Annotated in this window: 29 protein-coding genes; 9 read left to right on the top strand and 20 right to left on the bottom strand. The window is 64.1% G+C overall.

Going from position 1 to position 25,726, the window contains the following annotated elements; all coding sequences use genetic code 11:
* Positions 1 to 116: 116 nt before the first annotated feature.
* Both ACZ1JY_RS15640 and ACZ1JY_RS15635 read left to right on the top strand, forming a co-directional pair.
* Positions 117 to 2,426 carry a TonB-dependent receptor gene (locus tag ACZ1JY_RS15640; protein ID WP_465129906.1) on the top strand — a complete coding sequence of 770 codons (2,310 nt, stop codon included), beginning with the start codon at positions 117 to 119 and terminating at the stop codon, positions 2,424 to 2,426.
* Positions 2,426 to 3,406, top strand: a complete 981-nt coding sequence (locus tag ACZ1JY_RS15635) for an MBL fold metallo-hydrolase (protein WP_465129905.1) — start codon at positions 2,426 to 2,428, stop codon at positions 3,404 to 3,406. The genes ACZ1JY_RS15640 and ACZ1JY_RS15635 overlap by 1 nt, the downstream gene beginning before the upstream one ends.
* A 120-nt stretch (positions 3,407 to 3,526) precedes the next feature.
* On the opposite strand, the gene ACZ1JY_RS15630 is transcribed toward ACZ1JY_RS15635, so the two are convergent.
* Positions 3,527 to 4,132, bottom strand: coding sequence for a TetR/AcrR family transcriptional regulator (locus ACZ1JY_RS15630; protein WP_465129904.1), 606 nt, complete (start codon positions 4,130 to 4,132; stop codon positions 3,527 to 3,529).
* A 384-nt stretch (positions 4,133 to 4,516) separates the two neighbouring features.
* On the opposite strand from ACZ1JY_RS15630, the gene purS reads away from it, so the two are divergent.
* Entirely contained in the window at positions 4,517 to 4,750 is a 234-nt protein-coding gene (purS, locus tag ACZ1JY_RS15625) for a phosphoribosylformylglycinamidine synthase subunit PurS (RefSeq protein ID WP_118072168.1), read from the top strand.
* Between the two features lie 17 nt (positions 4,751 to 4,767).
* Positions 4,768 to 5,445: a phosphoribosylformylglycinamidine synthase subunit PurQ gene (gene purQ / locus ACZ1JY_RS15620; RefSeq protein WP_465129903.1), complete on the top strand. Its 678-nt coding sequence runs from the start codon at positions 4,768 to 4,770 to the stop codon at positions 5,443 to 5,445.
* On the opposite strand, the gene ACZ1JY_RS15615 is transcribed toward purQ, so the two are convergent.
* From ACZ1JY_RS15615 to ACZ1JY_RS15605, 3 genes are all read right to left on the bottom strand, one after another.
* Entirely contained in the window at positions 5,442 to 7,805 is a 2,364-nt protein-coding gene (locus ACZ1JY_RS15615; RefSeq protein ID WP_465129902.1) for a putative bifunctional diguanylate cyclase/phosphodiesterase, read from the bottom strand. The two genes, purQ and ACZ1JY_RS15615, sit on opposite strands and share 4 nt — an antisense overlap.
* A gap of 155 nt (positions 7,806 to 7,960) precedes the next feature.
* Complete coding sequence (locus ACZ1JY_RS15610; protein WP_011444689.1) at positions 7,961 to 8,119, bottom strand: hypothetical protein; 159 nt, start codon at positions 8,117 to 8,119, stop codon at positions 7,961 to 7,963.
* Positions 8,120 to 8,183: 64 nt separating this feature from the next.
* Positions 8,184 to 9,779 (bottom strand): isocitrate lyase, encoded by a 1,596-nt coding sequence (locus tag ACZ1JY_RS15605; protein ID WP_118072169.1) that lies wholly within the window; start codon positions 9,777 to 9,779, stop codon positions 8,184 to 8,186.
* A gap of 146 nt (positions 9,780 to 9,925) precedes the next feature.
* Between ACZ1JY_RS15605 and ACZ1JY_RS15600 the strand changes: the two genes are divergently transcribed.
* Positions 9,926 to 11,320, top strand: coding sequence for a helix-turn-helix domain-containing protein (locus tag ACZ1JY_RS15600; protein ID WP_465129901.1), 1,395 nt, complete (start codon positions 9,926 to 9,928; stop codon positions 11,318 to 11,320).
* On the opposite strand, the gene ACZ1JY_RS15595 is transcribed toward ACZ1JY_RS15600, so the two are convergent.
* From ACZ1JY_RS15595 to ACZ1JY_RS15585, 3 genes are read right to left on the bottom strand one after another with little or no spacing between them, the layout of a single operon-like run.
* Complete coding sequence (locus ACZ1JY_RS15595) at positions 11,301 to 11,462, bottom strand: DUF2474 domain-containing protein (RefSeq protein ID WP_465129900.1); 162 nt, start codon at positions 11,460 to 11,462, stop codon at positions 11,301 to 11,303. The two genes, ACZ1JY_RS15600 and ACZ1JY_RS15595, sit on opposite strands and share 20 nt — an antisense overlap.
* Positions 11,449 to 12,447, bottom strand: coding sequence for a cytochrome d ubiquinol oxidase subunit II (cydB, locus tag ACZ1JY_RS15590; RefSeq protein WP_465129899.1), 999 nt, complete (start codon positions 12,445 to 12,447; stop codon positions 11,449 to 11,451). Before cydB ends, ACZ1JY_RS15595 begins: the two co-directional genes overlap by 14 nt.
* Positions 12,444 to 13,856 carry a cytochrome ubiquinol oxidase subunit I gene (locus ACZ1JY_RS15585; RefSeq protein WP_465129898.1) on the bottom strand — a complete coding sequence of 471 codons (1,413 nt, stop codon included), beginning with the start codon at positions 13,854 to 13,856 and terminating at the stop codon, positions 12,444 to 12,446. The genes cydB and ACZ1JY_RS15585 overlap by 4 nt, the downstream gene beginning before the upstream one ends.
* A gap of 251 nt (positions 13,857 to 14,107) precedes the next feature.
* On the opposite strand from ACZ1JY_RS15585, the gene ACZ1JY_RS15580 reads away from it, so the two are divergent.
* From ACZ1JY_RS15580 to ACZ1JY_RS15565, 4 genes are read left to right on the top strand one after another with little or no spacing between them, the layout of a single operon-like run.
* Complete coding sequence (locus ACZ1JY_RS15580; protein WP_118074493.1) at positions 14,108 to 14,617, top strand: GNAT family N-acetyltransferase; 510 nt, start codon at positions 14,108 to 14,110, stop codon at positions 14,615 to 14,617.
* Between the two features lie 22 nt (positions 14,618 to 14,639).
* The gene (locus ACZ1JY_RS15575; RefSeq protein WP_465129897.1) at positions 14,640 to 15,209 is read left to right on the top strand and encodes a DUF1285 domain-containing protein; all 570 of its coding nucleotides are present in this window, start codon (positions 14,640 to 14,642) and stop codon (positions 15,207 to 15,209) included.
* Entirely contained in the window at positions 15,206 to 15,808 is a 603-nt protein-coding gene (locus tag ACZ1JY_RS15570; protein WP_168902743.1) for an NUDIX hydrolase, read from the top strand. Before ACZ1JY_RS15575 ends, ACZ1JY_RS15570 begins: the two co-directional genes overlap by 4 nt.
* Positions 15,801 to 16,994, top strand: a complete 1,194-nt coding sequence (locus tag ACZ1JY_RS15565; RefSeq protein ID WP_465129896.1) for a CCA tRNA nucleotidyltransferase — start codon at positions 15,801 to 15,803, stop codon at positions 16,992 to 16,994. The genes ACZ1JY_RS15570 and ACZ1JY_RS15565 overlap by 8 nt, the downstream gene beginning before the upstream one ends.
* Here ACZ1JY_RS15565 and ACZ1JY_RS15560 read toward each other — a convergent pair.
* The 13 genes from ACZ1JY_RS15560 to hisA all read right to left on the bottom strand — a co-directional run bounded on the left by ACZ1JY_RS15560 (position 16,921) and on the right by hisA (position 25,723).
* Positions 16,921 to 17,820, bottom strand: a complete 900-nt coding sequence (locus tag ACZ1JY_RS15560; protein ID WP_465129895.1) for a phytanoyl-CoA dioxygenase family protein — start codon at positions 17,818 to 17,820, stop codon at positions 16,921 to 16,923. The genes ACZ1JY_RS15565 and ACZ1JY_RS15560 overlap by 74 nt on opposite strands.
* Positions 17,808 to 18,341 (bottom strand): J domain-containing protein, encoded by a 534-nt coding sequence (locus ACZ1JY_RS15555; protein WP_118072174.1) that lies wholly within the window; start codon positions 18,339 to 18,341, stop codon positions 17,808 to 17,810. The genes ACZ1JY_RS15560 and ACZ1JY_RS15555 overlap by 13 nt, the downstream gene beginning before the upstream one ends.
* Positions 18,342 to 18,450: 109 nt before the next feature.
* Positions 18,451 to 18,963 carry a peptidoglycan-associated lipoprotein Pal gene (pal, locus tag ACZ1JY_RS15550; protein WP_465129894.1) on the bottom strand — a complete coding sequence of 171 codons (513 nt, stop codon included), beginning with the start codon at positions 18,961 to 18,963 and terminating at the stop codon, positions 18,451 to 18,453.
* An 88-nt stretch (positions 18,964 to 19,051) separates the two neighbouring features.
* On the bottom strand, positions 19,052 to 20,431 hold the full coding sequence (gene tolB, locus ACZ1JY_RS15545; RefSeq protein WP_465129893.1) for a Tol-Pal system beta propeller repeat protein TolB: 1,380 nt from the start codon (positions 20,429 to 20,431) through the stop codon (positions 19,052 to 19,054).
* Positions 20,428 to 21,393: a hypothetical protein gene (locus ACZ1JY_RS15540; RefSeq protein ID WP_465129892.1), complete on the bottom strand. Its 966-nt coding sequence runs from the start codon at positions 21,391 to 21,393 to the stop codon at positions 20,428 to 20,430. The genes tolB and ACZ1JY_RS15540 overlap by 4 nt, the downstream gene beginning before the upstream one ends.
* 10 nt (positions 21,394 to 21,403) lie before the next feature.
* Positions 21,404 to 21,856 (bottom strand): ExbD/TolR family protein, encoded by a 453-nt coding sequence (locus tag ACZ1JY_RS15535; protein WP_465129891.1) that lies wholly within the window; start codon positions 21,854 to 21,856, stop codon positions 21,404 to 21,406.
* A gap of 3 nt (positions 21,857 to 21,859) precedes the next feature.
* Positions 21,860 to 22,561 (bottom strand): protein TolQ, encoded by a 702-nt coding sequence (gene tolQ, locus ACZ1JY_RS15530; protein WP_465129890.1) that lies wholly within the window; start codon positions 22,559 to 22,561, stop codon positions 21,860 to 21,862.
* A complete protein-coding gene (locus tag ACZ1JY_RS15525) occupies positions 22,558 to 23,022 on the bottom strand; it encodes a YbgC/FadM family acyl-CoA thioesterase (RefSeq protein ID WP_118072177.1) in 465 nt (154 codons plus the stop codon). The genes tolQ and ACZ1JY_RS15525 overlap by 4 nt, the downstream gene beginning before the upstream one ends.
* Before the next feature lie 75 nt (positions 23,023 to 23,097).
* Positions 23,098 to 23,475, bottom strand: coding sequence for a histidine triad nucleotide-binding protein (locus ACZ1JY_RS15520; protein WP_118072178.1), 378 nt, complete (start codon positions 23,473 to 23,475; stop codon positions 23,098 to 23,100).
* A gap of 1 nt (position 23,476) precedes the next feature.
* Entirely contained in the window at positions 23,477 to 23,800 is a 324-nt protein-coding gene (locus ACZ1JY_RS15515) for a phosphoribosyl-ATP diphosphatase (protein WP_118072179.1), read from the bottom strand.
* A gap of 33 nt (positions 23,801 to 23,833) precedes the next feature.
* Positions 23,834 to 23,998 carry a hypothetical protein gene (locus tag ACZ1JY_RS15510; protein WP_162895848.1) on the bottom strand — a complete coding sequence of 55 codons (165 nt, stop codon included), beginning with the start codon at positions 23,996 to 23,998 and terminating at the stop codon, positions 23,834 to 23,836.
* A 96-nt stretch (positions 23,999 to 24,094) separates the two neighbouring features.
* Complete coding sequence (gene hisF, locus ACZ1JY_RS15505; RefSeq protein ID WP_118072180.1) at positions 24,095 to 24,856, bottom strand: imidazole glycerol phosphate synthase subunit HisF; 762 nt, start codon at positions 24,854 to 24,856, stop codon at positions 24,095 to 24,097.
* A 141-nt stretch (positions 24,857 to 24,997) separates the two neighbouring features.
* Complete coding sequence (gene hisA, locus ACZ1JY_RS15500; RefSeq protein ID WP_465129889.1) at positions 24,998 to 25,723, bottom strand: 1-(5-phosphoribosyl)-5-[(5-phosphoribosylamino)methylideneamino]imidazole-4-carboxamide isomerase; 726 nt, start codon at positions 25,721 to 25,723, stop codon at positions 24,998 to 25,000.
* Between the last annotated feature and the right edge of the window lie 3 nt (positions 25,724 to 25,726).

Genomic DNA, 25,726 nt, shown 5'->3' with positions numbered 1-25,726 from the left:
TTGGAATCCATAAATCCCAGGCATGTAGAACCGCAAATATAATCTATTTTTCAAATTCCGTCTCCTTATGCATACGACTGCGCAAATCAAAAGCAGTCGACAAAAGGGAGACATAAGTGAGCAATAAATCAGTCATCCGCTGGACCGTGTCACTGGCCGCTCTGTGCGCCGCCAGCCCGCTTTTTGCCCAGGAAGCGCAGGTCACCCAGGCAGATGAAGGCATCACCGACATCGTCGTCACCGCGCAGCGCCGCGAGGAAAGCCTGCAGCGGGCGGCCGTGGCGGTAACCGCCGTGACCGGGGCAGACATTGCCGATGCCGGCATCACCGAGCTTGTCGATCTCCAGAAGCTCGTGCCCGCTCTGGCCGTTGCCCCAACCGGCGGCACCACCAGCTTCTTCCTGCGCGGCGTCGGCACGAATTCGCAGAACTCGTTCTCCGAGAATGCCGTCGCCTTCAACTTCAACGGTGTCTACGTGGCGCGGCCTTCGGCTCCTGCCGGTGCGTTCTACGATCTCGCCCGCGTCGAAGTGGTCAAGGGACCGCAAGGCACGCTCTACGGCCGAAACGCCACCGGCGGCGCGATCAACGTCATCCCGCGCAAGCCCGATCTCGGCAAGTTCGGCGGTGAAGTGCGCGCGGAATACGGAAACTACGACAGCAAGAAAGCATCGGCGGCGCTCAATCTCCCGATTGGCAATTCCGCGGCATTGCGTGTCGCCGGACAAGTCGTGGATCGTGATGGCTTCCTCACGGACGGCTACAACGACGAGAAGGGCGAAGGCGTGCGTGCCTCGTTCCTGGTCGAACCTTCGGCCGACTGGTCGGTGCTGCTGGTCGGCGATTACTTCAACCAGCATGGCAAGGGCTGGGGCAGCGTGCTTCTGCCCAGCGCCACGCTGAACGCGCCTGACCTGAACGATCATGTCGGCATTTCCAGCCCGGCCGCGCTGACAGCGATCCGCAACCTCGCCGCAGGTGTGTTCGCGCCCCCGTTCTGCGGCGGCTTTGGCGGGTTCGTCACCAGCGGCTGCATCGACCTGCCGGCAGATACCGGCTTCCTCGACAACAAGTTCTATGGCCTCAGCGCAACGATCGAGGGCGACCTTGGCTTCGGCAAGCTCACGCTCCAGCCCGCCTGGCGCAAGACCGACATCAACTTCGTCACCTATCTCCCGGGCTTCCGCGGGGAAATCACCGAAAAGGCCGAACAGTTCTCGTTCGAGGCTCGCTTTGCGTCGGATCACGATGGTCCGCTCAACTACGTGCTCGGCGGTTTCTATTTCAAGGAAGACCAAAACGCGCTGAACTTTTTCCGCCAGGGTGATATTTCCACCACCCGCTTCACGCCGAACGTGAATACGGAAAGCCTCGCTGCCTTTGGCCAGTTCACCTACAAGGTCACCGATGCGCTGCGGCTGGTTGCCGGCGGACGCTATACCAAGGAAACGAAGGACCAGTTGACCGCCACGGTGTCTGGCGGGCGGCCCGGACCGGTCAATCCGCCGCTTGGAGCGCCATTCACCGGCGCCCTCGATTTCGAGAAGTTCACGTGGAAAGCCGGCATCGAGTTCGATGCAGGACCGTCCTCGCTCGTCTACGCCGATGTGTCTACCGGCTTCAAATCCGGCGGTTTCTTCGTTGCCGCGCCGCCGGAAAATACCTTCGCCCCGGAAACTCTCACGGCTTATACCGTCGGCAGCAAGAACCGCTTCTTCGGCAACAAGCTGCAGCTGAATGTCGAGGCGTTCTACTGGGATTACACCAACCAGCAGATCACCTTCGTGGGGGGCGTGCGCACGGCGAACAACATATTCGCCCAAGGCTCCCGCACCGAGAACGCCGGCAAATCCCGCATCTATGGCTTTGAAGCCGAAGTGCGCTTCCAGCCCAGCCGGAACGACAAGTTCGATCTCAACCTGCAGTACCTGAATGGCAAGTACAACAGCCTCCGGACGGCCAACTTCTCGCCCACGGGTGCGCCGGTTGCCACGGGCTGCACCACCTTGGGCAGCCGCCTCGCCAACCCGGGCGTCCCGGGCAACAATGCGCGCTTCTATGATATCGACTGTTCGGGCAAACCGGCTGTAAACGCGCCAAAGTGGTCACTGGGGCTTGGCTACGAACGCGGCTTCGATCTCACCGATTCCCTGCGCCTGCTGCTCGGTGGTCGGACCTCGATCGAATCCGGTCGCTTCCTCAATCCAAACTATCGCCCGGAAGAGCGGCAAGGCGGGTTCATGATGTCCGACGCCTATGTCACGTTTGAAGGAGATGGTGGCCGCTGGACAATCACCGGCTTCATCAACAACATCGAGGATGAAGAAGTGATCGTGCGGTCCGGCTCGCGGCCGATTCTCGACTTCTCGGTCGCGACTCTCGCTCCGCCCAGAACCTACGGTGTCCGCATGGGATACAACTTCTGATGCGCCTGGCCATCATCGCCAGCCTCGCCCTGGCTCTGGGCGCGCCCGGGGAGTTCGCCCGGCTTGCGGCAAATGAGCCAGCCAACAATGGTTCGCGCTTCATCACGCTGGGCACAATGGGTGGGCCGGTTGGTGATGGCCGCCGTTCTCAACCGGCCAATGCCTTGGTCGACGGGAAGGATCTCTATCTCGTCGACGCAGGTGACGGGGTCGTGCAACAGCTGGCGAAGGCGGGCCTTGCGCTTCCGAACGTCACGGCGGTCTTCCTCAGCCATCTCCATGCCGATCATACCGGCGGCCTCTCGGCGGTCCTGGCCCTGCGCAACCAGACCATGGTGGCGCAGAAGCTGACGGTCTACGGCCCGCCCGGAACACGGGAAATGGTCGAAGGCATGATATCCTCGATGCGACCGGCGGCCCGTGCCGGATACGGAATACCGGGCAAGCCCTGGCCCGATCCTGCAGGCATCGTATCCGTGGTCGAAGTGGGCGATGGCTTCACGGCCAGCGTGGGCAACATGGTCGTCCGTGCGGCACAGAACACCCACTACGATTTCGCTCCGGGCAGCGAGGAGGACAAGGCCTTCAAGTCCCTGTCATTCCGCTTCGAACTGGCCGGGCGCACGATCGCCTATACCGGCGATACCGGACCGTCAGATGCCGTCGAAAAGCTGGCAGCAGGGGCAGACATCCTCGTGAGCGAAATGATCGACATTGATTCCACGATGGCAACGGTCGCCCGCAACTCGCCGAACATGCCGGAAAAGGCGAAGGCGGATCTGGTTCGGCACCTGACCACGCACCATCTCGCCCCGCCAGACGTGGGCAAGATGGCTCGGCATGCCGGGGTCAAGGCTGTCGTCGTCACGCATTTCGCAGGCGGCAGTGCAAGCGCCGCGCAAGTCGAAGGCGTCAAGGCAGGCGTCCGCGCCGAATACCCGGGCCCTGTGACGATCGCCAACGATCTCGACAGCTTTTAGGCTCAGGCCCCATTTTTCGCGGCAGGCGGGAGGGGTCGGTGGTGGGGCTCTTCCCCCCTCCCGCAAGCGGGAGGGGCCGGGGGTGGGCAAGCGGCGAAAGCCCCGCCCGACCGCCCCCGCCTACCCCGTCGTAAGCCCGTAAAGCACCATCGCCGCCTGGTTTTCCGCCATCCAGTCAACGTTGAGCGGCTCTGCTCCCACTGGTTCGAACACGTTGCGCCACAGCGCGGCAAAGATGATTCCGCCCGCCACGCATTGCGCCGCGGTCTTCGGATCGGGGCAGGCAAATTCGCCCCGGGCAATGCCATGGGCAATAAGTCGCTCGATCGCGCCGAGAATGCAGATCATCGCGGTCTCGTGGTAGAACCGGGCAAGCTCGGGGAAATTGCGGCCCTCGCCCACGATCAGGCGCGGCAGAAAAGCCATTTCCGGGCTGGCAATGCGCTTGATGGCGTTCTTCACGAAGGCGCGCAGCAATGCCGGCGCTGGAAGGCTGCCGTAGTCGCTCGGCAGCAGCGCCGGCATCATCTCGGTGATGACTTCGGAAACCAGCGCGCGGAACAGGGCCTCCTTGCTGTCAAACGCAAGATATAGGGCGGCGCGGCTGATGCCCACGCGCTTGGCGACGTCCTCCATGCGGGCGGCGGCAAAGCCCCGTTCGGCAAATTCCTCGCGCGCGGCGTCCAGAATGCGCTCGCGCCGGTCTGCTGGCGTAACTCGTGGCATGACCGTTCAATAACTGACGCGTCAGTCATGTAAAGCGGGAAAAGTCCGGTGGCAGGGCACCCGGAAGCGTTGCGTGGGGTGCAGTTATGATGTCCAGGCAGCCCTGCCACCGATAGGAGTTTTCTCCTTGCGGAGTAAGGTCTTGATGCCATCTTCGTGCGGTTTCGTCTCGACGTTTTCCTACTTAAGCGTTTTGTGCTAAGTCCCGAAAACTGGCGCTTTACCTCGGATTCCCGCCCACCAGCCGCACTGCGCCCCCGCGCCTTTGCCGAAGTTTCTCTGAACAGTGTAAACCGCGTAAACCCGCCGCCTTGCTCTTTCGGCTCTCCCGATGCATAGGCGCCCGCAAGATTCTCCAGCATTCAGGTTCCGAAAGGCCCGCCGATGAAGGTCCGCGTCATTGTCACCCTCAAGAACGGCGTTCTCGATCCGCAAGGCCGCGCCATCCACCACGCTCTGGAAGGCCTTGGTTTTGCAGGCGTGAACGATGTGCGCGCGGGTCGGGTCATTGAACTCGACGTGGCCGACACCACTTCGGACGCAGCGCTCGACGAGATGTGCAGCAAGCTCCTCGCCAACATGGTGATCGAGAACTACCGCATCGAAAAGGCAGCCTGAGTTTAGGAACCCGCGCCATGGCTTTCACCTCCGCCGTCATCACCTTCCCCGGCTCGAATTGCGATCGCGACATGGCGGTGGCGATCGAGCAGGTCTGCGGCGGCACGGTCCATCGCGTCTGGCACGGCGATGCCGACCTGCCAGACAACCTCGATTTCATCGCCCTGCCCGGCGGCTTCTCCTATGGCGACTACTTGCGCTCCGGCGCGATGGCGGCACGCTCGCCGGTGATGCAGGCGGTGGTGCGCGCGGCAGAGCGCGGGGTGACGGTGCTCGGCGTGTGCAACGGCTTCCAGGTGCTGACCGAGGCGGGCCTGCTGCCCGGGGCGCTGATGCGCAACGCCGGCATCCGCTTCGTCTGCCGCGACGTGAAGCTCACCGTCGAGAACAACCAGTCGCTGTTCACGGCGGGCTATGACGCTGGCCAGCAGATCACGATCCCCGTCGCGCACCACGACGGCAACTTCTTTGCCGACGATGCCACGCTTGACCGGCTCGAAGGCGAAGGCCGCGTGGCGTTCCGCTACGCAGAAGGCGTCAACGGCTCGGCACGCAACATCGCGGGCGTGCTCAACGATCGCGGCAACGTACTGGGCATGATGCCGCACCCGGAGCGCATGATCGAGGCGGCGCAGGGTGGTTCGGACGGCCGCGCGCTGTTCGAAAGCGTCATGCGCGGGCTGGTCGCCGCCTAACCGGCGGCCCGCTCGCGGAAGCGGGTCTGGCCGAACAGCGCGAGCGCATCGGTCCGGTTCATCGGACGGCCGAAGTAGTACCCCTGGATCTTCTTGCAGCCCAGGCGGCGGATGCACTCCAACTCGGCCTCGGTCTCCACGCCCTCTGCCGTCGTCGACATCTCCAGCGCGTCGGCCATGGCGACCACTGCGCGAATGATGGCAAGGCTTTCCGGGTTATCCTTGGCCGCACCCTGCACGAAGCTGCGATCGACCTTGATCGTCGAGAAGCGCATCTTCCTGAGGTAGCCCAGCGAGGAATAGCCGGTGCCGAAATCGTCAAGCGCAACGCCGCAGCCAATGCCCATCAGGTTCTCGAGGGTCATCTGCGCAGTCGTGCCATCGCGCACGAAGATGCTCTCGGTCACCTCGATCTCGAGCCGGTTCGGCGCCAGACCGGTTGATGCAAGTGCGCCGACCACGGTCTCGGCGAAGTAGGGATCGAGCAGCTGTTCGCCCGAGACATTGACCGCGATCTTGACGTGTTCGGGCCAGTTCATCGCCTCGAGGCATGCGGTGCGCAGGACCCATTCGCCAATTGGCACGATCAGGCGCGTGTCCTCGGCCAACGGGATGAACTTTGCCGGGCTGACGAAGCCATGCTCGGTGCTGTTCCAGCGGATCAGCGCCTCGAAGCTCAACACCTCCTCGCTGGTGGCGTTTACCACCGGCTGGTACATCAGCGAGAACTCGTTGCGCTCAAGCGCGTGGCGCAGCGAGAACTCCAGTTTTCGGCGCTCCTCGGCATGGGCATGGAGCGAGGGCTCGTACACGCAGTGCCGCCCGCCGCCCTCATCCTTGGCACGGTAGAGCGCAAGGTCGGCATTGCGCAGCAAGGTCTCGACCGTCGAGCCATCGCGTGGGCCGATGGCGGAACCGACGCTGGCCCCAACGTAGAGCATGTGGTGGTCGATCTCGTAGGGCTGCGAAAGTGTGCTGATGATGCCAGCGGCGAGTTCGGTGACCCGCTCAACATCAGCCGCATCGCGGATCACGATCGCAAATTCGTCTCCACCCAAGCGGCCGCACACCTCACCTTCGCGCATGATCAGCTTGAGCCGCTCAGAAACGAGCGCGAGCAACTGGTCACCGACGAGGTGGCCGAGTGTATCGTTGATCGCCTTGAAGCGGTCGAGATCGATCATCATCAGGGCGCAGCGCGTGCGCCACTTTTCGGCATAGCCCATGGCCGCACCCAATGACTCGGTAAGCATCAGGCGGTTGGGAAGCCCGGTAAGCGTATCGTAGCGGGCGAGGTAGGCGATCTTCTCGGCGCTTTCACGCTGTTCGGTGACATCCGAGCCGACACCGCGGAAGCCGACGAAAGTGCCGTTCTCATCAAACTTGGGAGAAGCCGAAAGCTCCCACCAGCGGTGGCCGCCATGCAGAGAAACGCGCACCAGCAGGTTCGAGAAGCTTTCGCGACGCTTGAGCCGCTCGGCCAGGTCATGCAGGCTGGAGTGGAAATGGCCGCTATCCCAGGCAGGTCCGGCAATCAGCTGGATCAGAGGCTTGCCATCGACATCCTCGGGGTCCTGGCCGAGCGCAAAGGCAAAGCGCGGGCTGACCGAGCGGACGCGGCGGGTGGCATCGACCTGCCACAGCCAATCTGCATCGCCTTCCTCGAATTCGCGCAACAGCAGCGAAACGACTTCGGCCTTTTCCGCCATGCCTGCTTCGGCGACCCGCGCGCCGAGGAAAGTGCGCGCAGCCTCAATGCCGCCGATGCTGACGATCAGCACGAAAGCGACCGCAACAGCGGCCGTGATGTATTCCCCCCAGAACAGGAAGGCAGCGACGCCCGACAGGCCGACAATCCCTCCGAACATCACCGTAGCCATTGGCATGGCGGCAAATGTCACGGCCATGCCGGTCATCAGCATGGCGAGGACCGTCCACAGCGTCATGCGCTGCGACTGATCTCCGAATGGCGAAAAGACCAGCATGGGGATGGCCCAGATCAATGCCACGAACAGCGAACTGATCGTTTGCCGGTGCATCTCCTGACGGCTCACCCGACGCCGGTCGGCATCGATCAGTGTGCGGTCGAACCTTGCGCCGGAAATAAGCACGCCGACCAGCAGCGCCATCCAACCGACCAGAAACGCGACATGGACGTCGCCAGCGTAAGTCTGCAGAACCAGCAGTGCCGCCATCGCATGGGCGACAAGCCGGGCGAACGTGAGCTTCGCAAGGCTTGAGTACTGCAAGCCGCGCAACCGGCCCCAATCGCCCTCGGCCGGATCACACAATCCGACCACGGCAAGGATCGGCAGTTTCACCGGTAAAGCGTCGGGTTCGGGCGCATTGGGGTTCGTCACGATGGTTGAATTACAAGGAATTCATTATCCAATCGTAAGCATCCCGAAACTTTGCGGCGCTGCCGAGCGCGAAAAAAGCCCGCCGCGCCTGGCATGAGGCGCGACGGGCCGGACTTTCCTCCCCAGGAAAGGTCCAGTGGGGCAGTGCCGGGAAGTTAACGTCCCAAGGCGCTGCCAAGCCGATGGTAGAGGTTCGAGAACTTCACCGACTCCGGCTGGTCCTCGATTGCCTTCAGGTAGTGCAGTACGGCTTCGCGGATCAGCTTGAAGTCCTCGGTCGAGAGGACCGCGCGGGCACGTGCAGGTTCAGCCATGGTGGGTCTCCTTCTTGGATCTTCGAGGCGTGATTGCCGCGAGGATTTGCTGTGCTGCCGGATTTCAGGCGGCGAACTGGTTCATCGTGTTATGGACGCCGCCGGCCTTGAGAGCGGCTTCGCCCGAGAAGTATTCCTTGTGATCGTCGCCGATGTCCGAGCCGGACATGTTCTGATGCTTCACGCAGGCGATGCCCTGGCGGATTTCCTCGCGCTGCACCTGCTTGACGTAGCCGAGCATGCCCTCTTCGCCGAAGTAGCGCTTGGCGAGGTTGTCGGTGCTGAGCGCAGCGGTGTGGTAGGTCGGCAGCGTGATCAGGTGATGGAAGATGCCCGCCTGGGCCGCAGCATCGCGCTGGAACGTGCGGATGCGCTCGTCAGCTTCGATGCCAAGCTCGGTGCTATCATAGTCCACGCTCATCAGCTTCGAACGATCGTAGGCCGAGACGTCCTTGCCTGCTTCGACCATCGCATCATAGACCTGCTGGCGGAAATTCAGCGTCCAGTTGAACGACGGGCTGTTGTTGTAGACCAGCTTGGCGTTCGGGATCACCTCGCGAATGCGGCTGACCATGCCACCGATCTGGCCGATGTGCGGCTTTTCGGTTTCGATCCACAGCAGGTCCGCGCCGTTCTGCAGCGAGGTGATGCAATCGAGCACGCAGCGGTCCTCGCCGGTTCCGGTGCGGAACTGGTAGAGGTTCGAAGGCAGGCGCTTCGGGCGCATCAGCTTGCCATCGCGGGCAATCAACACGTCGCCGTGGCCTAGGTTCGAGGCATCGACTTCATCGCAATCGAGGAAGCTGTTGTACTGGTCACCCAGGTCGCCCGCTTCACGGGTGTAAGCGATCTGCTTGGTGAGGCCGGCGCCAAGGCTGTCGGTGCGGGCAACGATCACGCCGTCATCGACGCCGAGTTCCATGAAGGCGTAGCGGACCGCGCGGATCTTCGCGAGGAAGTCCTCGTGCGGAACGGTGACCTTGCCGTCCTGGTGGCCGCACTGCTTTTCATCCGAGACCTGGTTCTCGATCTGGATGCAGCAGGCACCGGCTTCGATGAACTTCTTGGCGAGCAGGTAGGTCGCCTCGGCATTGCCGAAGCCCGCGTCGATGTCGGCGATGATCGGAACGATGTGCGTTTCAAACTCGTCGATCTTGTGCAGCAGGCGGTGGGTGTTGACCGCATCACCAGCCTTTTTGGCCGCATCAAGATCGCGGAACAGCATGCCGAGTTCGCGGGCATCAGCCTGCTTGAGGAAGGTGTAGAGTTCCTCGATCAGGTCCGAAACGCTGGTCTTTTCGTGCATCGATTGGTCGGGCAGCGGGCCGAATTCGCTGCGCAGCGCGGCGACCATCCAGCCCGACAGGTAAAGGTAGCGGCCCTTGGTGGTACCGAAGTGCTTCTTGATGGAGATCATCTTCTGCTGGCCGATGAACCCGTGCCAGCAGCCGAGCGACTGCGTGTAGTTCGCCGGATCAGCGTCATAAGCCTCCATGTCGCGGCGCATGATCTTCGCGGTGTAGCGGGCGATATCGAGGCCGGTGTGGAAGCGGTTCTGCAGGCGCATGCGGGCCACGCTCTCGGGCTCGATGCCATCCCAGGTCTGGGCGAAAGGCGCGATGGCCTTGCCTGCTTCGACGATCTTGCTGTGGTAGGTCATTTCCCGTGTTCCCTCACGTGGTGTGCGTCTGTGTGAGATCGGGGTAACGCGCGAATCGCATTCGCGGAACGGCGCGCGAAGTGATGTTGTCAAACTTTACAGGATATGCTTGTAAAGTTGTGCAGTCGCTACAAGAGACCTGTAAGATGTCGACAAGGCCGCTTTATCTGGGACCTCGCCTGAAGCGCATTCGCCGAGAACTGGGGCTGACACAGCAGGCGATGGCGGACGAGCTGGGCATTTCGCCAAGCTACATTGCGCTGATTGAGCGGAACCAGCGACCGCTGACAGCGGACCTCCTGCTGCGACTGGCGCGGGCCTACAAGCTCGACATGGCGGACCTCGCCAGCGACGAGCGCGACGATTATGCGCGCAGGATGGCGGACGCGCTGCGCGATCCGATCTTCAACGATATCGACCTGCCCGCGCTGGAAGTGTCGGACGTGGCAGCAAGCTTTCCGGGGGTAACCGAGGCGCTGCTGCGGCTTTACGGGGCATGGCAGCGCGAGCAACAGGCGCTTGCCGAGCAGCGCAGTGCGGTGCCGGGGACTGGGGCGAGCGATCCGGTGGGCGAGGCACGGCGGTTCGTGGCGGCGCGGCGCAACTACTTTCCGGGAATCGATTCGAAGGCGGAGGAACTCACCGACGAGATTGCCAAGGCGGGTGGCGCTGCGGAATGGCTGCGGCTGCGCGGCGTGCGCGTGCGCTTCCTGCCGCCCGACGTGATGATGGACGCGGTGCGGCGTTATGACCGGCACAACGAACAGCTGCTGATCGACGATACGCTCTCGCCATCGGGCCGCGCGTGGCAACTGATGCAGCACATTGCCTATACGGCGCTGCGGGGTGAAATCGCTGGTGTGATCCGGGGCGAGAGCTTCGCCAGCGAAACGGCGGCGCAACTGGTGCGGCGTGCGCTGGCGGGATATGCGGCGGCGGCGCTGGTGATGCCTTATGACCGCTTTGCCCGTGCGGTAGATGCGCGGCGATATGATCTCGAAGCGCTTTCCGGGCAGTTTGGTGCGAGTTTCGAGCAGGTGGCGCACCGGCTGACCACGCTCAACCGGCCGGGGCAGGAGCGGGTGCCCTTTTTCTTCATCCGTGTCGATACGGCGGGCAATGTCTCGAAGCGGCTGGACGGGGCGGGCTTTCCCTTTGCGGCGCATGGCGGGGGGTGCCCGCTTTGGTCTGTGCACGAATGCTTCCGCACGCCGGGCGAGATCGTGACGCAATGGTTGGAACTGCCCGACGGCCAGCGCTTCTTCTCGCTGGCGCGGACGGTGACTTCGGGCGGCGGCGGATTCAGGCGGCCACGCTGGACGCGGGCGATTGCGCTGGCCTGCGCGGCGGAACATGCGCCGCGGCTGGTCTATGCGGCAGGGGCCGATCCCAGGGCGGTGGAGGCAACGCCGATCGGCGTGACCTGCCGCCTGTGCCACCGCGCGCAGTGCACGGCGCGGGCCGAGCCGCCGATCGGGCGCGAGATCCTGCCCGACGACTACCGTCGCGGGGCCGAGCCGTTCAGCTTTGCGGAGAGTTGAGCCAGAAGCGGATTATCATCGCCACAGCACCTAGCGCGAGGACGCTGCCGAGCCAGATCGCAGCCATCCAGCCAAGGCGTTGCCACAGGGGCCTTGCCTCGGCCCGCTCCGCGCCGTCGAGGCGGGGATCAATGATAGCCATGTTCGCCCACCTTCCCCCGGAACACCCAGTAGGCCCAACCGGTGTAAGCAAGGATCAGCGGCATGATCAGGCCGACGCCGATCAGCATGAACACCTGGCTGCGTTCGGGCGCGGCGGCGTCCCAGATGGAGATGCTCTGCGGCACGACCCATGGCCACATCGAAACGCCAAGGCCGATCATGCCGAGCAGGAACAGGCCGAGCGCGTAGAGGAACGGGCGGACTGGCTGGCGTTGCTGCAGCGAGCGCAGCAGGGAGATGGCGAGCGCCGCCGTCGCCAAAGGGACTGGGGTGAGCCAGAACACCATCGGTTCGGTGAACCAGCGCTGGAAGTACTGGTGGGCGAGGAATGGGGTGGCGAGGCTGACGGCGGCCATCAGGGCGAGCGTGGCAAAGGCGGCGAGCTTGGCGAAGCGGAAGGCCTTGTCCTCGGCGCTGCCTTCGACCTTGATCTGCAGCCAGCAGGCGCCGAGCAGCGCGTACCCGGCAACGACGCCCGCGCCGGTCAGCAGCGAATAGGGTGACAGCCAGTCGAGCCAGCCTCCGGCATAGGCCCTCCCCTCGACGTGGATGCCCTGCAGCAATGCGCCGAGAGTGATGCCTTGCGCCAACGCGGCGACGAGCGACCCGGCAAAGAAGGCACGGTCCCAGAAAGCGCGGTGGCGGGGATCACGCCAGCGGAATTCGAAGGCGACGCCGCGGAAGACGAGGCCGAGCAGCATGGCGATGATCAGCGGATAGGTCGCTGGCAGGATGATCGCATAGGCCAGCGGGAAGGCCGCAAGCAATCCGCCCCCTCCGAGCACCAGCCAGGTCTCGTTGCCGTCCCAGACCGGCGCGATGGCGTTCATCGCCTGATCGCGCTCGGCCCCTTCTTCAAACCACGGGAAGAGGATGCCGATACCGAGGTCAAAGCCATCCATCACCACGTACATCAGCACGGCGAAAGCGATGATCAGGGCCCAGATCGTGGTCAGGTCGATCATGATGCGGCTCCGTCGGCTTGAGCATCCATGTGCTGGGCAGGCGTGATGCCGGCCGAGCGGATGGGGGCGCGCTCTTCCTCTTCCAGCGCAGGTTCGTGCGGATGCGGGGCATCCTTCATCAGGTGGAGGATGTACCAGGTACCGATGCCGAAGACCGCGAAGTACACCACGACGAAGGCGGCCAGCGAGGTGGCGACGGCGGGCGCGGCGATGGGACTGACCGAGTCTGCCGTGGTGAGCAGGCCATAGACGGTATAGGGCTGGCGGCCGACTTCGGTCGTCACCCAACCGGCGATCACCGCGATGAAGCCAGATGGCCCCATCAGCACGGCGAGGCGGTGCAGCATCGGCCAGTCGTAGAGCCTTTTGCGCATCCGAGCGACGAGACTCCACAGGCCAAGGCCGAGCATGAGGAAGCCGAGGCCGACCATGACGCGGAACGACCAGAACACGATCCACACCGGCGGGCGCTTGTCCGGCGCAACCGTGTCGAGGCCGGCGAGCGGGGCGTTCGGATCGTGCTTGAGGATCAGGCTCGAAGCCTTGGGGATGGCGATGGCGTAATCGAGCCTCTGGTTCTTGTCGTCGGGAATGCCGAACAGATAGAGCGGCGCGCCTTGCGGGTGGGACTGGAAGTGCCCCTCCATGGCCATGACCTTGGCGGGCTGGTGCTCGAGCGTGTTGAGGCCGTGCATGTCGCCCACGAATATCTGGATCGGCGCGACAACAGCGGCCATCCACATGGCCATCGAGAACATCTTGCGGGCGTGGAGGTTGGCCCGGTCCTTGAGCAGATGCCATGCGCCGACTGCGCCGACAACGAATGCGGTGGTAAGATATGCTGCGATGACGGTGTGGACGAGGCGATAGGGGAAGCTGGGATTGAAGATGATCGCGGCCCAGCTTGGACCTGGGAGAAATTCGCCGTTTGCGCCAATCTCGAAGCCGGTAGGCGTCTGCATCCAGGAATTGACCGACAGAATCCAGAAGGCCGAGATGAACGTGCCGATGGCCACCATCAGCGTGGCGGCGAAGTGCAGCCCCCTGCCCACCCGGTTCATGCCGAACAGCATCACGCCGAGGAAGCCAGCCTCGAGGAAGAAGGCAGTCAGCACCTCATAGGCCATGAGCGGGCCGATCACGCCGCCGACCTTGTCGGAAAACACCGACCAGTTGGTGCCGAACTGGTAGGACATGACCAGGCCCGAGACCACGCCCATCGCGAATGCGACCGAGAAGATCTTCAGCCAGTAGCGGAACAGGTCGAGGTAGAGTTGCTTGCCGGTTTTCAGCCAGAGCGCTTCAAGCACGGCGAGATAGCTGGCGAGGCCGATCGAAAAGGCCGGGAAAATGAAGTGGAAGCTCACCGTGAAGGCGAACTGCATACGCGCCAGAACCAGCGCCGCCATTTGGCTGTCCATACCTGCGAACACGTTTATCTCCCCTGCACGGGATCGGGCGTCTTCTTGTGGCGCCTCAATGACTTCCTAGCCGTATATGAGCATAAGCTAAAGTGATATTACCGATGCAACGCTTGCAGTTTCTGCATCCAGAGAACCGCTGTGCGGAAGCGACGTTCCTCCAAACTTGCAGCATGTGGCCTTGGGGGCTATCGGCGCGCTTCCCGCCCGAGTTCGCAGGGCCGAAGAAAGCACCGCCGTTGTCCAAGATCATCCCGCTTGCCGATGTCGATCCCGCGCTGGTCGAGCAGTTGCTCGATGCAGCGTTCGAGCCGACGCGACACCAGCGAACTGCCTACAAGGTGCGCGAGGGCATGGAGCCACTCGGCAACCTGTCGTTCGCGGCGCTTGACGACGAGGACATGCTGGCGGGCACGATCCAGTGCTGGCCGGTGGCGCTGACCGACGAAAGCGGCCGCATGCATCCGATGATCATGGTCGGCCCGGTGGCGGTGATGCCGCATCTGCAGGGCGAAGGCTTTGGCAAGGCGCTGATGACGGCGGCGCTTACCGCCATCGACCCGCGCGCGCCGCTGCCACAGGTGCTGATCGGCGATCCCGAGTACTACGAACGCTTCTTTGGCTTCAGCAACGCCCAGACAGGCGGATGGCGCCTGCCGGGACCGTACGAGCAGCATCGCCTGCTGTGCCGCACCGCCAATCCTGCCGTCCTGCCGCAAGAGGGCATGTTGGGGCCTTGGCGACGCTGATCCGATCTGGCATCGGCAACCGGTGCCCTACACTCCACCGCCCGAACTCGCATCCCTGAGCCTCGCCGAACTGGCCGCGCAGGTTGCCGCGCGCAAACTGCCGCCAATCGACCAATGGAGCCCACAGGAACTGGGCGACAGCGAGATGCGCATTGCCGCAGATGGGCGATGGTTTCATCAGGGTGGCGAGATTCGGCGTCCGGCAATGGTGCGAGCGTTTTCATCGTTGCTGACGCGGGACGAGCAGGGCCAACACTGGCTGGTGACGCCGTTTCAGAAGCTGGCCATCGCTGTGGAGGACGCCGCTTTCCTGGCGACCGATATGCAGGTGAAGCTGGATCCGGAGGGACGCCCTGCTTTGGCCTTCCGGCTCAACAGCGACGACCTTGTGATCTGCGGGCCGGACCATCCGCTGCGGATCGCAGGCACGGCCGAGATCCCGGCGTTTTACCTCGCCGTCCGAAACGGCACGGAGGCCCGGCTCAACCGCAGCACCTACGGACAGCTGATCGAGCATGCCCTGTCGCGGGGCAGCGGTGACCTTGCCGTGGAAAGTCTTGGCCAGCGCTTCGCGCTGGTGCCCGGCACATGAGCCTGCTGACAAGGCTTGCGCAGCTCTATGCCGAGGGACACCGGGAGCCTGCCAAGGAGCTTTACGAAGACTGGCGCCCCCTGCCCGAGCACGGTTTGCGGCCCGCGGCTGTGCTGATTGCCGTGACCGAGCGACAGAACCATCCGGATGGCCCCGGAGTGCTCCTGATTCATCGGCCCTCGCACATGCGCGCGCATCCGGGGCAAGCGGCATTCCCTGGAGGCAAGCTCGACCCCGGTGAGACCCCGATCGAAGCCGCCCTGCGCGAAGCGAACGAGGAACTGGGCATCCGGCCAGAGGACGTGTCTGTGATCGGCGAAACCGACCGGTTCCGCACGGGCACGGGGTATGACATCACGCCGGTGCTGGCGATGGTCCCGCCTGACCTGCCGCTGCAACCCAACCCTGCCGAAGTGGCGGACTGGTTCGAGCCGCCGTTGGGCTTCCTGCTCGACCCGATGCAGCATGTCTGGCAATCGGCAGAATGGAATGGGCGCAAGGGGCGCTTCATCGAGATCCTGTGGAACGAGCATCGCATATGGGGCGTGACGGCGGCGATCATCTCCAATCTGGCAAAGCGGATGAGCTGGCATGACTGAACGCCTGCCCCCAGCAGCATGGACCGGGCGCGAGGACCTTGCGGCGCTGGTCACTGCGCTCGATCCGCAGGGTGAGGGCAATTGCCGCTGGGTTGGCGGAGTTGTGCGAGACACGATCCTTGGGCTTTCGCCGAAAGACGTGGACATGGCGACGACGCTTCTGCCGGAGGAAACCGTGGCTCGGCTGGGCCAGGCGGGGATCAAGGCGGTGCCGACCGGCATTGCCCACGGGACGGTGACTGCGGTTCTTGCAGGGGGCACGGTCGAGATCACGACGCTGCGCCGCGACGTGTCTACCGATGGCCGCCATGCGACGGTCGCGTACTCGACCGACTGGCGCGACGATGCGGCGCGGCGCGATTTCACGATCAACGCGCTCTACGCCGATCCTCGCACGCTGGAGGTGTTCGATTACCATGGCGGGCTGGCCGACCTCGCCGCCCGGCGCGTGCGATTCATCGGCGATGCCCGCGAGCGCATCCGCGAGGATTACCTGCGCATCCTGCGCTATTTCCGGTTTCAGGCACGGTTCGGTTCGCTTCCTGCCGACGCCGCTGCCGAACAGGCGGTGGCAGAACTCGCCGCCGGGATGAAAGGCCTTTCGCGTGAGCGGGTGGGCTGGGAGCTGATGAACCTGTTGGGCCTTCCCGATCCGGCCCCGACAGTGCGCTGGATGGCTGAGCTTGGCGTGCTGGAGCAAGTGCTTCCCGAGGCCGGAAGCGAGGAGTTGAATGTTCTTGCCGCTCTCATTGAGAACGAGCGCGCGGCTGGGGTGCAGGCCGTGGCGTTGCGGCGCTTGGCCGCGCTCCTGCCGCCCGACCCGCCGCTGGCCGAACAGGTCGCCGCGCGGCTGCGGCTTTCGGTGGCGCAGCGCAAGCGGCTCGCCAGTGCCGCGGCGCGCAACGCTGGGGAAGCGGACGGCCGGGCGCTGGCCTATCGCATCGGCATCGAGGAAGCGCGCGACCGGCTGCTCATCGGCGGCTCGTCCGTTGCCGCGCTGGAGGGCTGGACAGTCCCGATCTTCCCGCTGAAAGGGGGCGCGATCGTGGCTCGTGGTATTACGGCGGGCCCTGAAGTTGCGAGGCTGCTGCGCGCGGTTGAGGATCGGTGGATCAGCGAAGGCTTCCCGGACGACGCAAGAGTTTCAGCAATCCTTGATGAAGCCTTGGCGCGTACCAGCCAATAACGCGACTGATGCTGCGCAAGCCCGTGCCTAAGCCGGGAAGCGGCTTGAACCGCTTGAGCCGCTTGCGACCCGCAGCGGGCAAGGACCAAACGAGGTCTCGCTCGATCACAAGCTTGCGCGCATCCGGACGGAAGTTCTTGGAATCCGACCAGAAGGAACGGCACGCGGTGAGATAGAGCATTGGCCGTGCCTTATCGCTGTTATTGGCCTGACCGCGATGGCGGACCATGTAGTCCCAGATCATGCAGTCGCCGGGGAGCAGCGGGCTGGTTACAGGCGTGTCATTCGCGCCTTCGCCAGTGCTCGAGAGATGAGTGCCGAGAAGAAACTCGGTGCCACCGTTGATTCCATTCACTTCGATCAGGGGGATCGAAATGGTCAGCGCATAGGCGGGAAGACTGCCGGCAAAGGCGCTGCCCGGAAACAGATGCGCGTCGTCGGCGTGATACCCTTGCGTGGTTGCTCCGGGAAAGGAACTGATCACGCCGAACGATTCATAGACCCAGTCACTGCCCAGCGCTGCGCTGAACAGGATATCCAGCGCCGGATTGAGCAGCATATCAATGGCTGGGGCCATGCTGCGATCAATCGGAACCAGACCGTTCATGCGCTTTGTGCCGACGCTGAGATAGTCTTCGGGCCGGGGTGCGTCTGGATCATAGGCGCCGGGAACGCGGCGGCGAACATGGTCAGCAATTGACAGGACGACTGCCGGATCGAACAGACGCTCGAACACGATGACACCATCGCGGGCAAGGCGGATTGCGGCTTCGCTGGCCTGATGCGGGCCGAAGCGGCCGATCTGATCCACTGCTACCCCTTCCACTCGCGACGCTCTTCGGCAGCACGGAGCACCTCGTAGGAGACCTGCAGCTTCTGGAACTGCTCCGCCGCGGCCTTGTCGCCCGGCCGGACATCGGGGTGGACTTCCTTCGCCTTGGAACGCCAGGCCTTCTTCACCGCATCGAAATCGGCGTCCGGTTCAAGGCCGAGCGTTTCGAGGGCGCGCAGTTCGTCCCGGCTGCGGGTGCCATCGCCGGAACCGCCCCATTCGGCCCATGCGGCCTGCTTGAAGCCCGAGGCCTCGCCGCGCTCTTCGGCTTCGCGACGCTCGGCTTCTTCCTTGTCGAGCCCTTCGAAGTAGTTCCAGCCCTGGTTGTATTCTGCGGCGTGCTGCTGGCAGAAATACCAGCGATCAGGATTGTTGGGTGATTTGGGGGCCGGGCAATCACCCTTCTGGTCGCATCCGGCACGATCGCACAGGCGCACGGGCGCAGCCTCGAAGGCGCTGCCGTAGCCGCGCCAGCGGGGAAAGCCCCAGTCAGACGATCGTGTGTTGCGTGCCATTGCCTCAATCCCAAGCCAAACCCGCAGGAAAGGTCAAGATGGGTGTGGTGCCGGGAATGCGAAAGGCCCGAACCTTTCGGGTCCGGGCCTTGCCTGCATTGTAAGGGGATCAGTTGACCGTGACGGTGACCGCGCGGCGGTTGCGTGCCCACGAATCTTCATCCGAACCAAGCGCCAGCGGGCGCTCCTTGCCATAGCTGACGACGGTGACGCGCGAGGGATCGACGCCGAGGCTGACCAGGTAGTTCTTGGCCGCATTGGCGCGGCGTTCGCCCAGCGCGATGTTGTAATCACGCGTGCCGCGCTCGTCGCAGTGGCCTTCGATGGTGATCGACTTGGCCGGATAGCGCGCCAGCCACGAGGCCTGGCTTTGCAGGATACCCTGATCCGATGCGTCGATGTTGTAGCGGTCGGTGTCGAAGTTCACGGTGTCTGAGATGACCGACGCCACGAAATCGGCCTGACTGCCGGGCACGGGTCCGGTCGGCTGGGTCGTCTGAGGGGTGTTCTGCGTGGTAGTGGTGGTACCCGGCTCAGGCGGAAGCTGCTTGGGCTTCGACGCACAGGCACCGAGGCCAAGGGTGACAGCGGCAACGCCGGCAATCAGGATCGAGCGGTTCATGGGCATTCTCCTTTGGAGAGAGGGGAGAGATGGCGACGCAAGGTGCAATTTCGGCGATGCATTGACAAGGGCGCTGATCCTTCCTTGTTCAGGGCAGGACAGGGCCCCATGCAGGGTCTGAACCATCGACCGGCGTATTGAGTTTCCGCTCGTTGCGCCCGGTCAGGTCAACCTGCCAGATTCCGGTCTTTCCGCTGCCGCGTTCGGTGCGGAAGAACTGCACGATACGGCCGTTGGGCGACCAGGTCGGAGCTTCGTCCTGCCAGGAATCGGTGAGGAAGCGCATGCCCTTGCCGTAAGGATCGGTCACGGCAATGCGGAAGTTGCCTCCGATGTGGGTGAAGGCGATCTGGTCTCCGCGCGGTGACCATTCGGGCGTGGCGGCGCGACCGCCGAAAAAGCTGATGCGCTTCTGGTTCGAACCGTCGGCGTCCATCACGTAGAGCTGCTGGCTGCCGGAACGGTCGCTTTCGAAGACGATCTTGCTGCCATCGGGCGAGTAGGAGCCGCCGACGTCGATGCCGGGGCTGTCGGTCAGGCGGGTGGACTGCCCGCCGGTGGCGGGGACGCGATAGATGTCGGTGTTGCCGGCAATGGCCATCGAATAGAGGATCCACTTGCCATCGGGCGACCAGCGCGGGGCGAAGGTGGGATTGGTGCTGGACGTTACCAGCGTCTGCTGGCCGGTGCCGACATTGTAGACGTAGATGCGCGGCGCACCGTTGAGGTAGCTCAGGTAGACGATCCGGCTGTAGTCCGGCGAATAGCGTGGGGTCAGCGCGGTGGCCTGGCCATTGGTGATGAAGCGGTGATTGGCGCCATCGGAATCCATGATCGCCAGCTGCTTGCGGCGGCGATCCTTGGGGCCGGTCTCGGCAATGTAGGCGATCTTGCTGTCGAAGAACGGGCTTTCGCCGGAGAGGCGCGAATAGACCATGTCGGCGCACTTGTGCGCGGCGCGGCGCCATTCCTCGGGCTTCACGACGTACCCCTGACGCGCAAGCTCGCTGCCCAGCGCGACGTCATAGAGATAGCAGCCGACAGTCAGGCGGCCATCGTCGTTGGCCTTGACGAAGCCCTGCACCAGCATTTCAGCAGAACGTCCGCGCCAGGTATCGAAGGTGGGGGCTGCGACTTGCGGGAAGGCGACTTCGGGGAGCTGGTCGGGGCCGACCGGCTTGAACAGACCGTTGTTGCGCAGGTCGTTGTAAACGACGCGCGCAACATTGCGGCCGAGCGCTTCGGTATTGCCGCCCTCGGCTGCGGTCGCAACCGAGGCGTTGGTGGGGAAGGACGGGATGGCGATGCCGAGGTCCTGCCACTCGTTCTCGTCGGACACGGAACCGGTCAGCCCTTCATCTGCTGGGGTCTGCGCCGCGGTCGATGAAGGGAGCGTGGCCTGCTGGGCGGCGACAAGCGCAGGCATCGAGACAAGCCCTGCGGCAAGAACGAGGAAACGCATCTTCATTGGGACAACTTCCTGTCAAAGCGGAAGGCGGTGACGCGCTTCCAACCGGAATAGTAGGTATCGGGCAGATCAAACGGTGCGGCCAATTGCACAGCGCGAATCGCCTGCTCGGCATGTCGTTTGGCCTGCGCTTCGTTGGCAGGGGTGATGCCCTGTTGATCGACGACGCGAGGGCGACCGGCGAGGCTACCGTCCGGGTTGAGATCCCAGGCCAGGATCGTCACCAGCTTGTCGGCGTCGACACCTTGCGGTGCGGCCCAATGCGGCTTGATCTGGCGCGAAATCGCGCCCGCGAGAGACGACCGGACCTCAGGTCCTATCGTTGCTGCGGGGGCCGCCTTTGCCGTTCCCGGCTTGGTCGAGCCAGGAATGCCCTTCAGGAAGTCGGAGCCAATGCGTGACCCGCCCGTGGGAGCGTCAGGCCTGCGGCGCGGGCTGGTATCGCCCGAACCGGACTTTGGCGTGGTTGCCGCTGGTGCGGGCTTCGCCGCAGGTTTCGCAGGCGCGGGCTTGGCCGGTGTCGCCCTTGCAGGAGCAGGCTTCGGAGGAACGGGCCTTGGCGGCACAGGTTTGGGAGGGGCCGGTTTAGGCGGGGCCGGCTTCGGTTGCGGCTGCGGCCTGGGCGCGGGCTTGGGCGGTACAGGCACCGGCTTGGGCTGCGGGGGCGCAGGCGCCGGCTTGGGCGGCTCGGGCAAGGGTTGCGGTTGCGCGGCGGGTTCGGGTGCAGGCTCACCCAATTCGGGCGCAACGTCGGGCGCGGCCTCGGCCATGGGATCGGGCGAGGTCGACTGATCGGCAATCTCCTCGGAGAAGGTCACTTCCATCCGCTGCGGCGGTGGCTTCACCGTCTTGCCCGGCGGGGAGAGCATCAGGAAGCCGAGCAGGCCGGCGTGAGCCAAAGCGGCAATGGCCAGCCCTGCCCCTTCCTGCTTCGAAAGTCCTCCTGCGGTGGGATCGCGCATCGCTTCAGGCCTATTGCGGTGCGGATGAACTGTTGGTGACCAGCGAGATCGATTTGAAGCCCGCGGCGTTCAACTCGCCCATCACGGCGGCGACGCGGCCCCAATCGAGCACGCGATCGGCGCGCAAGGTGACGAGCGGGGGCTTCGGGCCTTTCTGCAGGCCGGCAAGGCGGTCAGTCAGTTCGCCGGGAGCAAGCTGCTGGTCGTCAAGGAAAACTGCGCCCTGCGCGTCAATGGTGACGGTGATCTGGTCCTGCTGCTGGTCGAGCGGATCGGCCTTGCTGTCGGGCAGGTCGACCGGCACGCCCGCCGCCAGCATTGGTGCGGTGACCATGAAGATGATCAGCAGCACGAGCATGACGTCGACAAGCGGGGTGACGTTAATCTCGCTCATCGCGGCGCGCCCGCCACGGCCTCTGCGACCGCGACCGCCTCCGCCGCCCGAACCCATGGACATCGCCATGCCTCAGGCCTCCAGTTCGCGGCTGAGCGAGGCGTGGAAGCGGTCGGCGAAGCGATAGAGCCGGGTTTCGAAGCGGTTCACGCGGTGTGAAAAGCGGTTGTAGGCGATGACCGCCGGAATGGCCGCGAACAGACCAATGGCGGTGGCGAACAGCGCTTCGGAAATGCCAGGTGCGACCACGGCCAGCGAGGAGTTCTGCTGTGCGCCGATGTTGAAGAAGCTGTCCATGATGCCCCACACCGTGCCGAACAGGCCAACGAATGGCGCCACCGAGCCGACGGTCGCCAGGAAGTTGAGGCGGCTGGCGAGCGCGTCCGTCTCTGTAACGACTGCGCCATCAAGTGCCGTGTTCAGGCGCTGGCGCGTGCCTTCGCGATCGATGGCCTTGCCAGAGGTGGAGCGGCGCCATTCGACAAGCGCGGCATTGACGACGCGGGCAGACGGCAGATCGCGGCCTTTGTTGTCCTTCTGAAACTGATCGATATCGCGCGCTTCCCAGAACTCTTTCTCGTACTTGTCGCAACCACGCTGGACACTGCCCATCTTCAGCGAGAACCCGATAATGATGGTCCACGTCCAGATGCTGGCGAGCACGAGCCCGACCATGACACCCTGGACGACATAGTCCGCATCGAGGAATAGCTGCACGGGGTTGAGCGAAGTCGGCGCGAAGGCAACGCCATTGGCGAGCATCGGGAGAATCATGCGGTTTCCTGTCCTTCGGGGGCAGTTGCAATTGTCTGGAAAGCGGCCATCCATTCGCGCGGTTGGCGACGGGGGCGGCCATTCGGCGCGACGAAGGCGACGCGCACCCTCGCTTCGCACAGAAGCGTCTCGTTCCTGAACGCACGCTGCACGATCCAGCAGGTGGCAGGAGAAAGTTCGTCCACGTGGCTGCGGATGAGCACTTCGTCATCGAGCTTGGCAGGCCGCAGGTAGCGCAGGTTCATTTCGCTGACGGCGTAGGCGCCCTCGCCCGCTTCGTGGGCGGCACGCTGGTCTATGCCGAGCAAACGCAGCATGTCTGACCGGGCGCGTTCGAACCAGCGCAGGTAGTTGGCGTGATAGACGACAGCCGAAAGGTCCGTGTCCTCGAAGTAGACGCGGACCGGGTAAAGGTGCTGGGAGCCATCGAACTGGCCAGAGGGGGCAAGCGGCAGGGACATTCGTTGGCAACCCTACCCTTGCGACGAGTCGAAGGGCAAGGGGTGGTTAACGCCTTACCCCCGTGTTCACCCCGTTCAGCGCACCAGCATCGGGCCAAGCGGCTGCCCGGCGAAGAGGTGAACGTGAAGATGCGGCACTTCCTGATGGCTGTTGGTGCCGGTGTTGGCCAGCAGCCGATAGCCCGGAGCCACCAAGCCGAGATCACGCGCGACCTTGCCCACGGCGCGGACAAAGCCAGCAATTTCCGCTTCGGACGCCTTTTCGGAGAAATCGTCCCAGCACACGTAGGCCCCCTTGGGGATCACGAGGACGTGGGTCGGTGCCTGCGGATTGATGTCGTGAAACGCCAGCGCATAGTCATCTTCGTAGACCGTGCGATTGGGGATTTCCCCGCGCAGAATCTTGGCGAAGATGTTCTGGTCATCGTAGGGGAGCGTTGCGTCAACGGCCATCTCAGTTGCTCCGGCTGGCTTTTTCGGCGATCCCCGAGGTGCCTTCGCGCCGCTCGAGCTCGGCCAGAACTTCAGCGATCGGCACGTCCTTGGCAGAGAGCAGCACCATCAGGTGGAAGATCAGGTCCGCCGCTTCGCCGATGAGTTCCTTGCGGTCTCCGGCGAGCGCGGCGATTACGGTCTCGGTGCCTTCCTCACCCACCTTCTGGGCGATCTTGGCCAGACCTTTGGCGTTGAGTTTGGCAACATAGCTGGCGGAAGGGTCGCCCGCGCGACGCTGGGCTATCGTGGCTTCGAGCCGCCCAAGGATTTCACCGTGTTCCATGAGCCCCGCAATGGCGCGGAACAGGCGTGCCGGTCAACCCCGGCGCTTGGCGATGTGGCGGCCGACGATCAGGCCGACGAGGCCCATGCCAAACAGGGCGCCATCAGTGGGTTCGGGGATCGAGATGCCACTCGACTGCGCCATGGCTGGCGCGACCGACAGCAGGACTGCAAGGAGGGACGTTCCGATACGAAGCACGAGCAAGCGACCTTGATTGTTAACGCCAAGCTCTTGCCAGATCGGAGGTTTGCGTAAAATCCCTTAGTTCAGATGGTTAATGCCCCATCTTGGGACTCAGGACCTTGCAGGCAGTCCTGCGGCCCGAAGCGCGGCATGCGCCTCGGCAATCGAGTGCGTGCCGAAGTGGAAGATCGAGGCTGCCAGCACGGCACTGGCATGGCCCTTGGTCACGCCTTCGACAAGGTGATCGAGGCTGCCGACGCCGCCGCTGGCGATGACCGGGACCGGTACGGCATCGGCGATGGCGCGGGTAAGTTCGAGGTCGTAGCCCTTTTGCGTGCCGTCACCGTCCATCGAGGTGACGAGCAATTCGCCCGCGCCAAGCGTGGCGAGGTTGACCGCGTGGGCCAGCGCGTCGATGCCGGTGGCCTTGCGCCCGCCGTGTGTGAAGATCTCCCACTTGCCGGGAGACACCCGCCGCGCATCAACCGAGCCGACCACGCATTGCGCGCCGAACTTCTCGGCAATGTCGCGCACCAATTCGGGCCGGGCGACTGCGGCGGAATTGACCGCGACCTTGTCCGCCCCGGCGAGCAGAAGCGCGCGCGCGTCCTCGACTGCCCTGACCCCGCCACCGACGGTGAGCGGCATGAAGCAGACTTCGGCCGTGCGCGCGACGACATCCAGCAGCGTGCCGCGGCCTTCGTGGCTGGCAGAGATATCGAGAAAACACAGCTCGTCCGCGCCAGCCTTGTCGTACGCACGGGCCTGCTCGACCGGATCGCCGGCATCGCGCAAGTCGACGAAGTTGACGCCCTTGACCACGCGGCCATCGCGGACATCGAGGCAGGGGATGACGCGGACGCGGACGGTCATGGCTCAATCCTTCGTAAGCCCTCTCACCTTCAGGGGAGAGGGTTGGGAGAGGGGCTGGCGCAACATGCCCCTCTCAACTTCGGCTAGTCAGCAAGCTGACAAGCCTTCGTATCTCTCCCCTGAAGGGGAGAGAGCAAGACCTTAAGCCTCGGCCATCGCGATCGCAGCGGCAAGATCAAGCTTGCCTTCAAACAGCGCGCGGCCGGTGATGACGCCTTCGATGCCGTCGACCTCGTGAATCTTGAGCATGCGGATGTCGTCGATGCCCTTGACGCCGCCGCTGGCGATAACCGGGATGTCGACGCGGCGGGCGAGTTCGACGGTAGCGTCGAGGTTCACGCCCTTTAGCAGGCCATCGCGGCCAATGTCGGTGAAGAGCAGGCTGGCGACGCCTGCGTCCTCGAAGCGGCGGGCGAGATCGACGACCGAGACGTCCGACACGTCGGCCCAGCCCTCGGTGGCAACCATACCGTCGCGCGCGTCAACCGCGACGACGATGCCGCCGGGGAACTCTTTTGCCATGTCCTTGACGAACTGCGGGTCCTTGAGCGCAGCGGTGCCCATGACGACGCGGCTGACGCCCAAGTCGAACCAGCCCGAGACCGCCTCACGCGTGCGGATGCCGCCGCCCAATTGGACGTGGCCGGGGAACGACTTGAGGATGCCTTCCACGGCCTCCCGGTTCTCTGCACGGCCGGCGAACGAGCCGTCGAGGTCGACCACGTGGAGGTACTGTGATCCGGCCTCGGCGAAGAGGCTCGCCTGATGGGCGGGGTTATCGCCGTAGACCGTGGCGCGGTCCATGTCTCCTTCGGCGAGGCGAACGACCTGGCCAGCTTTCAGGTCAATGGCGGGAAAGACGATCATGGA

The sequence above is a fragment of the Novosphingobium sp. BL-A-41-Hi4B-X5A genome (genome assembly GCF_055521705.1).
The sequence above is the reverse complement of the archived record's forward strand: the minus strand, read 5'-3'. Positions and strand labels throughout refer to the sequence as shown.